The organism is Chimaeribacter arupi (assembly GCF_002858805.1).
GTDB classification, from domain to species: Bacteria; Pseudomonadota; Gammaproteobacteria; order Enterobacterales; family Enterobacteriaceae; genus Chimaeribacter; species Chimaeribacter arupi.
The window spans coordinates 25286-39007 of sequence record NZ_PJZI01000019.1 but is presented as its reverse complement, the minus strand read 5'-3'; the positions used below and the strand labels follow the sequence as shown (position 1 = coordinate 39007).

Here is a 13722-nt window from a genome sequence, read left to right as displayed (position 1 = left end):
GCAATTCGCTGCCAAACGCTGATTTCCCGGCAGCATGGGATGTAACAAGTAGTGGAGTCAGGGGCGGGTTTATGGTATAAAGCGCGCCGGCGAACCGCATCTGCGTCGTGAATAATGACCAGACGGTATCGGCCAACTAAACTCATATGTGTATAACACACACGTATCGGCACATACGCCGGGGTGCCCTGAGGAGCTTGCTCTGATTGGTCGGCGTTATGGGATACGTGGAGGCATAACCCCAACATCTACTATAGAGGTTTTATCATGGCAACTGTTTCCATGCGCGACATGCTCAAGGCCGGTGTACACTTCGGTCACCAGACCCGTTACTGGAACCCGAAAATGAAGCCATTCATCTTCGGCGCACGTAACAAAGTTCACATCATCAACCTGGAGCAGACTGTACCGATGTTCAACGAAGCCCTGGCTGAGTTGACCAAGATCTCTTCCCGTAAAGGTAAGATCCTGTTCGTTGGTACCAAGCGCGCTGCAAGCGAAGCGGTAAAAGAAGCAGCAAACAGCTGCGACCAGTTCTTCGTGAACCATCGCTGGTTGGGCGGCATGCTGACCAACTGGAAAACGGTTCGTCAGTCCATCAAGCGCCTGAAAGATCTGGAAATCCAGTCTCAAGACGGTACTTTCGACAAGCTGACCAAGAAAGAAGCGCTGATGCGTACCCGTGAGCTGGACAAGCTGGAAAACAGCCTGGGCGGTATCAAAGACATGGGCGGCCTGCCGGACGCACTGTTTGTTATCGATGCTGACCACGAACACATCGCGATCAAAGAAGCGAACAACCTGGGTATCCCGGTATTCTCCATCGTTGATACCAACTCCGATCCGGATGGCGTTGACTTCATCATCCCAGGTAACGACGACGCAATCCGTGCAGTAAACCTGTACCTGAGCGCTGTTGCTGCCGCTGTTCGTGAAGGCCGTTCGCAAGATCTGGCTGTTCAGGCAGAAGACAGCTTCGTAGAAGCTGAATAATAAGGCAAGCTCACACTGAGCCCTTATTAACCAGGTATTGAATATGGTTGGTTAGGGGGCCTTTTATAGGCCCCCTTTGCTTATCTTAAATGCGAGAACCGTCTCTGTGAGAGCCTCTCGCTCCCCCACGAGATAACCGAGGAAAATAGAATGGCTGATATTACCGCTTCCCTGGTAAAAGAACTGCGTGAACGTACCGGCGCAGGCATGATGGAATGTAAGAAAGCACTGGTTGAAGCTAACGGCGACATCGAGCTGGCTATCGACAACATGCGTAAATCCGGTCAGGCGAAAGCTGCTAAGAAAGCAGGCCGTGTGGCTGCTGAAGGCGTGATTCTGACCAAAGTGTCTGCAGACGGTAAATACGGCGTAATCGTTGAACTGAACTGCGAAACTGACTTCGTGGCTAAAGACGCAGGCTTCAAAGCCTTCGGTGATGACGTTATCGCAGCAGCGATGGACGAAAAAATCAACGACGTTGAAGTGCTGAAAGCGAAGTTCGAAGAGCAGCGTACTGCGCTGGTGGCAAAAATTGGTGAAAACATCAATATCCGCCGCCTGGCTGTCCTGGAAGGCGACGTGCTGGGTACCTACCTGCACGGTGCACGTATCGGCGTCATGGTTGCTGCAACCGGCGCTGACGAAGAGCTGGTGAAGCACGTAGCAATGCACATTGCTGCAAGCAAGCCGGAATACGTGAAACCTGACGACGTCCCGGCTGACGTGGTTGCCCGTGAGCACCAGATCCAGCTGGACATCGCGATGCAGTCTGGTAAACCGCGCGAAATCGCTGAGAAAATGGTTGAAGGCCGTATGCGTAAATTCACCGGTGAGATCTCTCTGACCGGCCAGAACTTCGTTATGGACCCGAACAAAACCGTTGGCCAGCTGCTGAAAGAGCACAACGCTGACGTGATCAACTTCATCCGCTTTGAAGTGGGCGAAGGCATTGAGAAAGTCGAAACTGACTTCGCTGCTGAAGTTGCAGCCATGAGCAAGCAGTCTTAATGACTTTACGGAGCCGCCATCAGGCGGTTCCGTTTTATCCAGCCAGATTAATCCCAATGACATCCTGCCTTGTAGCGCTTGCAACAAAGTTGTGATGTGATACACAAAAAACCCCACTACTCTCACTGCTTCTTAGGACAGAACACCATGGCAACCAATGCAAAACCCGTATATCAGCGTATCCTGCTTAAGCTGAGTGGCGAAGCCCTGCAAGGCGCAGAAGGTTTTGGTATCGACGCTAGCGTTTTGGATCGTATGGCACAGGAAGTAAAGGAATTGGTCGAGCTGGGCATCCAGGTCGGTGTGGTCATTGGCGGGGGTAACTTGTTCCGCGGGGCGGGCCTGGCTCAGGCCGGCATGAACCGCGTAGTGGGCGATCACATGGGAATGCTGGCCACCGTGATGAACGGCCTGGCGATGCGTGATGCGCTGCACCGTGCCTATGTGAATGCCCGCCTGATGTCCGCGATTCCGTTGAACGGCGTGTGTGATAACTACAGCTGGGCTGAAGCGATCAGCCTGCTGCGTAATAACCGCGTGGTTATCTTCTCTGCCGGTACCGGTAACCCGTTCTTTACCACTGACTCTGCGGCCTGTCTGCGCGGTATCGAAATCGAAGCTGACGTGGTATTGAAAGCGACGAAAGTGGATGGCGTTTACTCCGCTGACCCGGTAAAAACCCCGGATGCAACGCTGTACGAACAGCTCTCTTATGCTGATGTGCTGGAGCGCGAACTGAAAGTGATGGATCTCGCGGCCTTTACCCTGGCGCGTGACCATAACCTGCCGATCCGCGTATTCAACATGAACAAACCGGGCGCCCTGCGCCGCGTCGTGATGGGTGAAAAAGAAGGCACGCTGATCTGTAAATAACGGCGTACCATTAATTTTGATATCATGGGCGCACGCGGGAGCGGTATACCGCCGGTGCTCCCCTGTTATCTTTAGCCAGTCTCGCTGCTGGTGTGAATATTTTCCGACTATACTTAGTGTAGAGTCTGCCAAGTAACCAGTTTTCAAGGGTTCGCAACGTGATTAACGAAATCAGAAAAGATGCTGAAACGCGTATGGAAAAATGCGTGGAAGTTTTCAAAACCCACATCAGTAAAATCCGTACCGGCCGTGCTTCTCCAAGCATCCTGGATGGGATTCAGGTGGAATATTACGGCTCCGCGACGCCGCTGCGTCAGCTGGCTAACGTCGTAGCTGAAGATTCCCGCACCCTGGCTATTACCGTCTTCGACCGCACCCTCGGCCCGGCCGTTGAAAAAGCCATTATGTCCTCTGACCTCGGCCTGAACCCGTCCTCTGCGGGTGCAGTGATTCGTGTACCGCTGCCGGCATTGACAGAAGAGCGTCGTAAAGATCTGATCAAAGTCGTGCGCAACGAAGCAGAGCAGGGTCGCGTTTCCGTACGTAACGTGCGCCGTGATGCTAATGAAAAAGTGAAAGCTCTGCTGAAAGACAAAGAAATCAGTGAAGACGAAGAGCGTCGTTCTCAGGATGATATCCAGAAAATGACCGATGTTTTCATTAAGAAAATCGATGTCACGCTGACAGAGAAAGAAGCGGAATTGATGGAGTTTTAATTCCCGCTGTGAAATAAAGCGTCGCCCCGGCGGCGCTTTATTATTTTATAAGGTGATATTTCTGTTTGTCGCTGAAATCCCATAGACAACAGAGGTTGCAGGTTTCAGACTGGACGCCTTCCAATCATAATAAACAGTTATTCAGAGCATCCTCATGAAGCAACTGACCATTCTGGGTTCCACCGGGTCTATTGGCATCAGCACCCTGGCTGTTATTCGTGCCAACCCTCAGCAATTTACGGTTAAAGCCCTGGTTGCCGGGCATAATGTCGACGTCATGGCACAACAGTGTGCCGAATTCAGGCCTGAGTACGCCGCGATGGCGGATGAACAGGCGGCACAGCAGTTACGTCTGCGTTTGGCTGAGCTGGGCCTCCGGGTTGAAGTGATGGCCGGCCAGGACGCGGCCTGCACGTTAGCGGCCCTGCCTGAGGTTGACCAGGTGATGGCGGCCATTGTCGGCGCTGCCGGCCTGCTGCCCACGCTTGCCGCCATCCGGGCCGGCAAACAGGTGCTGCTGGCCAATAAAGAGTCCCTGGTGACCTGCGGGCGCATCTTTATGGACGCTGTGGCACAGAGCGGCGCCCAACTCCTGCCTATCGACAGCGAACATAACGCGATTTTTCAGAGTTTACCGGAGAGCATTCAACGCTGCTTAGGGTATGCTTCCCTTGAAGATCATGGTGTCGCGCGGATTATTTTAACCGGCTCCGGTGGCCCGTTCCGTGACACACCGCTGGCGGATTTCGCCGGTGTGACCCCGGCGCAGGCCTGTGCGCATCCCAACTGGTCGATGGGCCGTAAAATTTCCGTCGATTCCGCCACCATGATGAATAAAGGACTGGAATATATTGAGGCCCGCTGGCTGTTCAACGCCTCTGCTGAACAGATGGAAGTGATTCTCCATCCGCAATCCGTGATTCACTCTATGGTGCGTTACCGTGACGGCAGCGTGCTGGCGCAGCTCGGCTCCCCTGATATGCGTACCCCGATCGCCCATGCGATGGCCTACCCGCAACGGGTCGGGGCCGGTGTCGCTCCCCTGGATTTCTGCCGCATTGGGGCGCTGACCTTCATGGAGCCTGATTATCAGCGCTATCCCTGTCTGAAGCTGGCGATTGATGCCTGCCATACCGGGCAGGCTGCCACCACGGCCTTGAACGCCGCTAACGAAATTGCCGTCGCGGCATTTTTGGATAATGCGATCCGCTTCACTGACATTGCTGCCGTAAACCGCGCCGTGCTTGATACACTGGCCCTGACAGAGCCACACAGTGTCGAGGATGTGCTGGAGATCGACCGCCGGGCACGTGATGCGGCATCTCACCGCGTGAACGCGGCCCGTCGCTGACCTATCTGCTTGCATTTACGGCAATTTGTCGGCGTTAGGTGAAAATGGTATAGTCAGCGCCTCCCGGCACCTGTCATGAATGTCAGTAAAAAGGATTTTCAGCGGCGCGCTGTCGCCGGCAGTGCGGGGGCTTTTTTTAGGGTAAGCCGTGCCTGTTCACGGCTTTTTTGCGCACACAGGGCCTTATGTTCCGGTAGCACTGTTGTATTTCTGATTGAGGAAATAAGTACGCGTTATGTCGTCCGCAAATCAACAAGGGGCTGACCTGCCCATCCCGGGACCACGCCACGTCGCCATTATCATGGACGGCAACGGCCGTTGGGCTAAACGTCAGGGAAAGTTACGGATCTTTGGTCATAAAGCAGGGGTGAAATCGGTGCGTCGCGCAGTGAGTTTCGCTGCCAACCATCATCTTGATGCACTCACGCTTTATGCCTTCAGCAGTGAAAACTGGAATCGTCCCGCACAGGAAGTAACCGCATTGATGGAGCTGTTCGTCAGAGCGCTGGACAGCGAAGTCAAAAGCCTGCATAAACATAACGTCCGCTTACGGGTGATTGGGGATACCAGCCGTTTCAGTGCCCGTCTGCAGGAGCGAATCCGCCGGTCTGAAGCGTTAACCGCCGGTAATGATGGCCTGACGCTTAACATCGCGGCGAATTATGGCGGCCGCTGGGATATCATTCAGGGAATGAGAACGCTGGCGCAGCAGGTTCAGGCGGGCGAGCTTCAGCCAGACCAGATTACTGAGGAAGGCTTAAGCGAGCTGGTTTGCCTGCACGAGCAGGCCCCGGTGGATCTGGTGATCCGGACGGGTGGAGAGCACCGTATCAGTAATTTTTTGCTGTGGCAGATTGCCTATGCTGAGCTTTACTTTACAGATGTCCTTTGGCCTGATTTTGATGAACATGTCTTTGAAGGTGCGCTGAATGCATTTGCACATCGCGAGCGCCGCTTCGGGGGAACAACACCTATCGGCGCTGATGCGTCCTAGGGAGAACTTTTGCTGAAGTATCGCCTCATCACTGCGTTTATTTTAATCCCGATCGTCATCGCCGCGCTGTTTCTGCTTCCGCCGGTGGGGTTTGCTGTCGTTACCCTGATCGTCTGTATGCTGGCTGCCTGGGAGTGGGGCCAGCTGGCCGGCTTCACCTCACGCAACCAGCGCGTCTGGCTGGCTATCCTGTGCGGGTTCCTGCTGGCGCTAATGATGCTGACCGTGCCGGCCTATCCTCAGTCGCTGCCTGTGTTGCAGGTAAGCCTGTCACTGTGGGCCTCGTTGCTGTGGTGGGCGGCAGCCCTGCTGCTGGTGCTGTTCTATCCCCGCTCAGCCGGCATATGGCGCCATTCAAAACCCCTGAGGCTGCTGTTTGGCCTGCTGACCATCGTGCCGTTTTTCTGGGGCATGGTGTCGCTGCGGCAATATGGTTATGAAGAGAATCCCACAGCCGGTGCCTGGTGGCTGCTGTATGTGATGCTGCTGGTCTGGGGCGCAGATTCAGGGGCGTATATCTTCGGCAAACTGTTCGGAAAACATAAGCTCGCACCCAGAGTCTCACCGGGGAAAACCTGGCAGGGGCTGATTGGCGGGCTGGTGACGTCTGCGGTTATCGCCTGGGCTTTCGGCCGTTATGCGCCGCTGAGCATTCAGCCTATGATGCTGTTGGTATGCTCTATTGTCGCGGCCCTGGCCTCGGTACTGGGCGACCTGACGGAAAGCATGTTCAAACGTGAAGCCGGTATTAAAGACAGCGGCAGCCTTATCCCCGGTCACGGTGGGGTACTCGACCGGATTGACAGCCTGACGGCCGCGGTACCGGTTTTTGCCTGCCTGATGCTGTTGGTGTTCTAAGCCGTCTGAGACGGGGAGTTTAGGGAATATGATGAACATACTCTGGAGCCTGGCGGCGTTTATCGTTGCGCTGGGGGTGTTGATCACCGTGCATGAGTTCGGCCATTTCTGGGTCGCCCGTCGCTGTGGTGTCCGTGTTGAACGTTTCTCTATCGGATTTGGCCGCGCGCTCTGGCGGCGGACTGACCGCCAGGGCACCGAATATGTTATCGCCCTGATCCCGCTCGGCGGCTATGTCAAAATGCTCGACGAGCGGGTTGAGGCCGTCCCACCTGAATTACGTCACCAATCCTTCAACAACAAAACGGTCTGGCAGCGCGCAGCGATCATCAGCGCCGGGCCTGTTGCCAACTTTATTTTCGCTGTTTTTGCCTATTGGCTGGTGTTCATCATCGGGGTTCCCAGCCTGCGCCCGGTGGTGGGGGAGATAGCCCCTGACTCGGTCGCCGCACACGCGGAAATTTCGCCGGGTATGGAACTTAAGTCACTTGGCGGTATCGAAACGCCTGATTGGGATTCAGTGCGTCTGGAGCTTATCGGCAAAATTGGCGATGCGCAAACCACGGTCGGTGTGGCGCCGTTTGGCTCCTCACAGGTTGTTGAGAAGACACTGGATTTACGTCAGTGGCAGTTTGAGCCGGACAAGCAGGATCCCGTCGTGGCATTGGGCATTATGCCGCGTGGTCCGCAGATTGAACCGGTACTGGCAGAAGTGCAGGCGGGTTCAGCTGCGGCAAAAGCGGGTTTGCAACCCGGTGACAGGATCGTTAAAGTCAATGGTCAGCTTTTAGGGCAGTGGCAGCGTTTTGTCACGCTGGTGCGTGATAACCCGGCCAAACCACTGGTTGTAGAGATTGCGCGGGCAGGTTCCCCCTTGTCTTTGACCCTGATTCCGGATACAAAGCCGGCAGGAAAAGGTGAGGTGGAAGGGTTTGCCGGCGTGGTCCCGAAGATTATCCCGCTGCCTGATGAGTATAAGACGATCCGCCAGTATGGGCCGTTTACAGCCTTCTATGAAGCCGGGGACAAAACCTGGCAGCTGATGAAGCTGACGGTCAGTATGTTGGGCAAGTTGATTACCGGTGATGTGAAGCTGAACAACCTGAGTGGCCCTATTTCCATTGCGCAGGGCGCAGGGATGTCAGCAGAGTACGGGTTGGTTTACTACCTGATGTTCCTGGCGCTTATCAGCGTGAACCTCGGGATTATCAACCTGTTCCCACTGCCGGTATTGGATGGTGGACACCTGCTCTTCCTGGCGATTGAAAAGCTGAAGGGTGGGCCGGTTTCTGAGCGAGTACAAGACTTCAGCTATCGCATCGGCTCGGTATTGCTGGTGCTGTTAATGGGGCTTGCACTTTTCAATGATTTCTCCCGTCTCTGAGGCGGGGGATAGGTTAGGAAGAACGCATAACAACGATGGCGATGAAAAAGTTGCTCATAGCGTCGCTGCTGTTTGGCAGCGCCACCGTATACGGTGCAGACGGGTTCGTAGTGAAGGACATTCATTTCGAAGGCCTGCAACGAGTTGCCGTCGGTGCGGCGTTACTCAATATGCCGGTTCGCGTAGGCGATACGGTGAATGATGAAGATATCAGCAGCACCATCCGCGCCCTGTTTGCAACAGGGAACTTCGAGGATGTCCGCGTCCTGCGTGATGGTGATACCTTAATCGTACAAGTGAAAGAGCGCCCGACAATCGCCAGCATCACTTTCTCCGGTAATAAGTCGGTGAAAGATGACATGCTCAAACAGAACCTGGAAGCCTCTGGCGTCCGCGTTGGTGAAGCGCTCGATCGCACGACTCTCTCCAGCATTGAGAAAGGCCTGGAGGATTTCTACTACAGCGTCGGTAAATACAGCGCCTCCGTGAAAGCGGTGGTGACGCCGTTGCCGCGTAACCGTGTTGACCTGAAACTGGTCTTTACGGAAGGTGTGTCAGCCAAAATCCAGCAGATCAACATCGTGGGTAACCACGCGTTCCCGACGGATGAACTTATCTCGCGCTTCCAGCTGCGTGATGAAGTGCCGTGGTGGAACCTGGTCGGCGACCGGAAATATCAGAAGCAGAAGCTGGCGGGGGATCTGGAAACCTTACGCAGTTTCTATCTCGATCGCGGCTACGCCCGTTTCAACATCGACTCCACCCAGGTCAGCCTGACGCCGGATAAGAAGGGGATTTATATCACCCTGAATATCACCGAAGGCGAGCAGTATAAGCTGTCCGGTGTTGAGATTAACGGCAATATGGCCGGGCACTCTGCGGAAGTCACCAGCCTGACGAAAATCGAGCCGGGCGAGCTGTATAACGGCACCAAAGTGACCAAAATGGAAAACGACATCAAACAGATGTTGGGCCGTTATGGTTACGCCTACCCGCGCGTGATTACCCAGCCTGAAATCAATGATGCGGACAAGACGGTCAAACTGCATATTGCGGTTGATGCCGGGAACCGCTTCTATGTGCGCCATATCCGTTTTGAAGGCAATGACACCAGTAAGGACTCCGTACTGCGCCGCGAAATGCGCCAGATGGAAGGGGCCTGGCTGGGCAATGACCAGGTTGACCAGGGCAAAGAGCGCCTGAACCGCCTGGGCTACTTTGAAACGGTGGACGTCGATACCCAGCGCGTGCCGGGCACGACTGACCAGGTGGATGTCACCTATAAAGTTAAAGAGCGTAATACCGGTACCTTCAACTTCGGTATTGGTTACGGTACAGAAAGCGGCGTGAGTTTCCAGGTCGGCGTACAGCAGGATAACTGGCTGGGCACCGGGAACACCGTGGGCATTAACGGTACCAAGAACGATTACCAGACCTATGCGGAAATCTCCCTGACCGACCCGTACTTTACGGTGGACGGGGTAAGCCTGGGCGGCCGTCTGTTCTATAACGACTTCAAAGCGGACGACGCTGACCTGTCTGACTATACCAACCGCAGCTACGGCCTCGGCACGACGCTTGGCTTCCCGATCAACGAGAATAACTCGCTGCGTCTGGGGCTGGACTACGTCCATAACGACCTGTCCGATATGGAGCCTCAGGTCAACATGTGGCGTTACCTGAATTCCGTGGGCGTTAACCCGGCTGTGACCGTGGGTGAAGATACCAACACCACCGACTACAGCGCCAATGACTTCATGCTGAACCTCGGCTGGACGTACAACAACCTTGACCGCGGTTACTTCCCGACGTCCGGGACGCGCGCCAGCCTGAACGGCAAGGTGACGGTACCGGGTTCGGATAACGAATACTACAAAGTCACCTTTGACTCGACGTCCTATCTGCCGCTGAGCGAAAACCGCGAATGGGTGCTGATGGGCCGTGCCCGTGCCGGTTATGCTGATGGCCTGGGCGGCAAAGAAGTGCCGTTCTACGACAACTTCTATGCCGGTGGTTCAAGCACGGTGCGTGGCTTCCAGTCCAATACCATTGGCCCGAAAGCCGCTTATTACCGTTGTAACAGCGGTAACACCAGCTATGCCGGCTGCCCGGTAGAGAACTCAGATGATGCCGTCGGCGGTAACGCGATGGCGGTACTGAGTGCTGAGCTGATTGTTCCGACGCCGTTTATCAGCGAAAAATATGCTAACTCCGTACGTACCTCGCTGTTTGTGGACGGTGGTACAGTGTGGGATACCAACTGGGAAAACACCTCCGCGACTGACGCGGCAGGCGTCCCGGATTACAGTTCACCGGATAACTTCCGCGTGTCTTCCGGTATCGCGCTGCAGTGGATGTCGCCACTGGGGCCGCTGGTCTTCTCCTATGCGCAGCCAATCAAAAAATATGATGGCGACAAGGCAGAGCAGTTCCAGTTTAATATCGGCAAAACATGGTAAGACACCCCCTGGGGTGTCTGTCCGGCAAAATCACGGCGACATCACGCGGCCGCTCTCTTTCCCAGGCGAGTCCTGGGAAAAGGCAGTGTGTTATGCTTGGTGGGTTGTGTAATTCAAGTGTCTATGACACAAACGGGTGATGTTAAGGAGTTTATAGTGAAAAAGTGGTTGTGTGCCGCAGGCCTCGGTTTAGCAATGGCTGCTTCTGCAGGCGTTCAGGCTGCTGACAAAATTGCAGTGGTTAACGTTTCCAGCATTTTCCAGCAGCTTCCTGCGCGTGATGCAGTTGCCAAGCAACTGGAGAGCGAATTCAAAAGCCGGGCGACTGAGTTGCAGGGTATGGAACGCGATCTGCAAACCCAGATGCAAAAGTTGCAGCGTGACGGCTCTACCATGAAAGCCAGCGAGCGCAGCAAACTGGAAAAAAGCGTGATGGCACAGCGTGAAACCTTCTCCAGCAAAGCGCAGGCTTTCGAGCAGGACAACCGTCGCCGTCAGATGGAAGAGCGTAACAAAATCCTGAGCCGTATTCAGGATGCAGTGAAATCCGTTGCCAGCAAAGAAGGCTATGACGTGGTTATCGACGCTAACGCCGTGGCTTATGCCAATGCTGACAAAGACATTACTGCTGATGTGCTGAAACAGGTTAAATAATCCATGTCTTCAATTCGACTGGCTGATCTTGCACAGCAGTTGGATGCACACGTGCACGGTGATGGCAATATTGCCATCACCGGCATTGCTTCTATGCATTCCGCAGGTTCTGAGCACATCACTTTCCTCTCCAACAGCCGCTACCGTGAACAACTCGCTGCCTGCCAGGCGGGCGCAGTGGTCTTAACGGAAGCTGACCTGCCGTTCTGGCAGGGTGCCGCGCTGGTAGTGAAAAACCCTTATCTGACCTATGCGCGCATGGCGCAGCTGTTAGATACGACCCCGTCACCGGCTGAAGAGATTGCGCCGAGTGCCGTGGTGTCCCCGCAGGCAAGCCTGGGGGCCAATGTGGCGATTGGTGCCAACGCGGTGATTGAATCCGGCGTTGTACTGGGCGACAACGTGGTGGTCGGTGCGGGATGTTTCATCGGTAAAAATACCCGGATTGGCGCAGGCACCCGCCTGTGGGCCAACGTTACGGTTTACCACAATATCGAAATCGGCCAGCAATGCCTGATACAATCCGGCACGGTCATCGGCGCAGACGGTTTCGGTTATGCCAACGATCGTGGTAACTGGATCAAAATTCCTCAGCTCGGTACCGTACAAATTGGTGACCGGGTAGAGATTGGCGCCTGTACCACCATCGACCGCGGTGCGCTGGACAACACCATTATCGGCAACGGTGTCATCATTGATAACCAATGTCAGATTGCGCATAACGTCGTGATTGGCGACAATACGGCGGTTGCGGGCGGCGTCATTATGGCCGGCAGCCTTAAAATCGGCCGTTATTGCCAGATTGGCGGAGCCAGTGTGATCAACGGTCACATGGAGATCTGCGATCAAGCCGTTGTTACCGGAATGGGAATGGTTATGCGACCAATCACTGAACCTGGGGTATACTCTTCGGGCATTCCGCTGCAGACCAATAAAGCGTGGCGAAAAACTGCCGCGCTGGTGATGAATATTGACGAAATAAACAAGCGCTTAAAAGCTGTTGAGCGTAAAGTCGGAAAAGACTAATCACCATCCTTGCCCGCGAACGGCGGGTAAGGCCGCAGCGTGCTGCAGCACGTTGCACATACATACCCCTATTTGCGGCCTGCCTTATGCCCTCCTTTTGGGGGTTAAGCAGGCCGTGTTATTAATGCCATCAGTTTTTTAGACAGGAAGAGTATTTTGACTACTGACACTCATACTCTGCATATTGAAGAGATCATGGATTTGCTTCCGCACCGCTATCCTTTTTTGCTGGTCGATCGCGTTCTGGATTTCGAGGAAGGTAAATTCCTTCGTGCAGTGAAAAACGTTTCAGTCAACGAACCGTTTTTCCAGGGCCATTTCCCTGGTAAGCCGATTTTCCCAGGTGTACTGATCCTTGAGGCTATGGCTCAGGCAACCGGTATTCTGGCCTTTAAAAGCGTCGGCAAACTTGAGCCGGGCGAACTGTACTACTTCGCTGCCATTGACGATGCCCGCTTTAAACGTCCAGTATTACCAGGTGACCAGATGATTCTGGAAGTTGAATTCATTAAAGAGCGTCGTGGCGTAGCGCGTTTCAAAGGTGTCGCCAAAGTTGACGGTGAAGTGGCCTGTGAAGCTACAATGATGTGCGCCCGTCGTCGGGAGAGTTAATTCGTGACTGACAAAACCGCCTATATCCATCCCAGCGCTATTGTTGAAGAGGGTGCCGTTATCGGTGCCGGCGCACATATTGGTCCTTTTTGCTATATCGGCTCGCAGGTAGAGATTGGTGAAGGGACGGTGCTGAAATCGCATGTTGTGGTCAACGGCGTCACCAAAATTGGCCGTGACAACACGATTTATCAGTTCGCCACCATTGGTGAAGTTAACCAGGATCTGAAATACGCCGGGGAACCGACGCGTACTGAGATTGGCGATCGTAACAGCATCCGTGAAAGCGTCACCATCCACCGCGGCACCACCCAGGGCGGCAACCTGACGAAGATTGGCGATGACAATCTGCTGATGGTCAATGCTCATGTGGCGCATGACTGTGTGATCGGTAACCGCTGCATTCTGGCCAATAACGCGACGCTTGGCGGCCACGTGCATATCGATGATTTCGCTATCATCGGCGGCATGACGGCGATTCACCAGTTCTGTGTGATTGGTGCGCATGTGATGGTAGGCGGGTGTTCCGGTGTGGCGCAGGATGTGCCGCCGTTTGTCATCGCGCAGGGCAACCATGCCACGCCGTTCGGCATCAATATCGAAGGGCTGAAACGCCGCGGTTTTGAGAAAGAGTCGCTGCATGCGATCCGCAATGCCTACAAGGTGCTCTACCGCAGCGGTAAAACGCTGGAAGAGGCATTGCCGGAAATTGCCGCTATCGCTGAGCAGCACCTGGCAGTCAAACCGTTCAGTGAGTTCTTTGCCCGTTCCAAGCGCGGCATTATTCGCTGACC

13 protein-coding genes are annotated in these 13722 nt (G+C 54.6%); all 13 read left to right on the top strand.

Annotated features, from left to right (window positions below; all coding sequences use genetic code 11):
- Positions 1–267 precede the first annotated feature (267 nt).
- The 13 genes from rpsB to lpxA all read left to right on the top strand — a co-directional run bounded on the left by rpsB (position 268) and on the right by lpxA (position 13720).
- The gene (gene rpsB, locus CYR52_RS12425; RefSeq protein WP_072932490.1) at positions 268–993 is read left to right on the top strand and encodes a 30S ribosomal protein S2; all 726 of its coding nucleotides are present in this window, start codon (positions 268–270) and stop codon (positions 991–993) included.
- Between the two features lie 150 nt (positions 994–1143).
- Positions 1144–2001: a translation elongation factor Ts gene (gene tsf / locus CYR52_RS12420; RefSeq protein WP_072932488.1), complete on the top strand. Its 858-nt coding sequence runs from the start codon at positions 1144–1146 to the stop codon at positions 1999–2001.
- Between the two features lie 147 nt (positions 2002–2148).
- The gene (gene pyrH, locus CYR52_RS12415; protein WP_072932486.1) at positions 2149–2874 is read left to right on the top strand and encodes a UMP kinase; all 726 of its coding nucleotides are present in this window, start codon (positions 2149–2151) and stop codon (positions 2872–2874) included.
- Positions 2875–3032: 158 nt separating this feature from the next.
- Positions 3033–3590 carry a ribosome recycling factor gene (gene frr, locus CYR52_RS12410; protein WP_072932483.1) on the top strand — a complete coding sequence of 186 codons (558 nt, stop codon included), beginning with the start codon at positions 3033–3035 and terminating at the stop codon, positions 3588–3590.
- Between the two features lie 154 nt (positions 3591–3744).
- A complete protein-coding gene (gene ispC, locus CYR52_RS12405; protein ID WP_072932480.1) occupies positions 3745–4941 on the top strand; it encodes a 1-deoxy-D-xylulose-5-phosphate reductoisomerase in 1197 nt (398 codons plus the stop codon).
- Between the two features lie 235 nt (positions 4942–5176).
- Positions 5177–5935, top strand: a complete 759-nt coding sequence (ispU, locus tag CYR52_RS12400) for a (2E,6E)-farnesyl-diphosphate-specific ditrans,polycis-undecaprenyl-diphosphate synthase (protein ID WP_072932477.1) — start codon at positions 5177–5179, stop codon at positions 5933–5935.
- A gap of 9 nt (positions 5936–5944) precedes the next feature.
- Positions 5945–6793 carry a phosphatidate cytidylyltransferase gene (cdsA, locus tag CYR52_RS12395; RefSeq protein ID WP_072932474.1) on the top strand — a complete coding sequence of 283 codons (849 nt, stop codon included), beginning with the start codon at positions 5945–5947 and terminating at the stop codon, positions 6791–6793.
- Positions 6794–6821: 28 nt separating this feature from the next.
- On the top strand, positions 6822–8177 hold the full coding sequence (rseP, locus tag CYR52_RS12390; RefSeq protein ID WP_072932472.1) for a sigma E protease regulator RseP: 1356 nt from the start codon (positions 6822–6824) through the stop codon (positions 8175–8177).
- Positions 8178–8212: 35 nt separating this feature from the next.
- On the top strand, positions 8213–10636 hold the full coding sequence (gene bamA / locus CYR52_RS12385; protein ID WP_101828681.1) for an outer membrane protein assembly factor BamA: 2424 nt from the start codon (positions 8213–8215) through the stop codon (positions 10634–10636).
- Between the two features lie 156 nt (positions 10637–10792).
- The gene (skp, locus tag CYR52_RS12380) at positions 10793–11290 is read left to right on the top strand and encodes a molecular chaperone Skp (protein WP_072932467.1); all 498 of its coding nucleotides are present in this window, start codon (positions 10793–10795) and stop codon (positions 11288–11290) included.
- Positions 11291–11293: 3 nt separating this feature from the next.
- A complete protein-coding gene (gene lpxD, locus CYR52_RS12375) occupies positions 11294–12316 on the top strand; it encodes a UDP-3-O-(3-hydroxymyristoyl)glucosamine N-acyltransferase (protein WP_072932465.1) in 1023 nt (340 codons plus the stop codon).
- A 156-nt stretch (positions 12317–12472) separates the two neighbouring features.
- Positions 12473–12928, top strand: coding sequence for a 3-hydroxyacyl-ACP dehydratase FabZ (gene fabZ, locus CYR52_RS12370; protein WP_072932463.1), 456 nt, complete (start codon positions 12473–12475; stop codon positions 12926–12928).
- 3 nt (positions 12929–12931) lie between these two features.
- Positions 12932–13720: an acyl-ACP--UDP-N-acetylglucosamine O-acyltransferase gene (gene lpxA, locus CYR52_RS12365; RefSeq protein ID WP_101828680.1), complete on the top strand. Its 789-nt coding sequence runs from the start codon at positions 12932–12934 to the stop codon at positions 13718–13720.
- Positions 13721–13722 lie beyond the last annotated feature (2 nt).

Excerpts from the sequence above, each read along its gene's own strand:
- rpsB (WP_072932490.1), top strand. The coding sequence starts at position 268 with ATGGCAACTGTTTCCATGCGCGACATGCTCAAGGCCGGTGTACACTTC.
- ispU (WP_072932477.1), top strand. The coding sequence starts at position 5,177 with ATGTCGTCCGCAAATCAACAAGGGGCTGACCTGCCCATCCCGGGACCA.
- bamA (WP_101828681.1), top strand. The coding sequence starts at position 8,213 with ATGGCGATGAAAAAGTTGCTCATAGCGTCGCTGCTGTTTGGCAGCGCC.
- tsf (WP_072932488.1), top strand. The coding sequence starts at position 1,144 with ATGGCTGATATTACCGCTTCCCTGGTAAAAGAACTGCGTGAACGTACC.
- lpxD (WP_072932465.1), top strand. The coding sequence starts at position 11,294 with ATGTCTTCAATTCGACTGGCTGATCTTGCACAGCAGTTGGATGCACAC.
- rseP (WP_072932472.1), top strand. The coding sequence starts at position 6,822 with ATGATGAACATACTCTGGAGCCTGGCGGCGTTTATCGTTGCGCTGGGG.
- ispC (WP_072932480.1), top strand. The coding sequence starts at position 3,745 with ATGAAGCAACTGACCATTCTGGGTTCCACCGGGTCTATTGGCATCAGC.
- pyrH (WP_072932486.1), top strand. The coding sequence starts at position 2,149 with ATGGCAACCAATGCAAAACCCGTATATCAGCGTATCCTGCTTAAGCTG.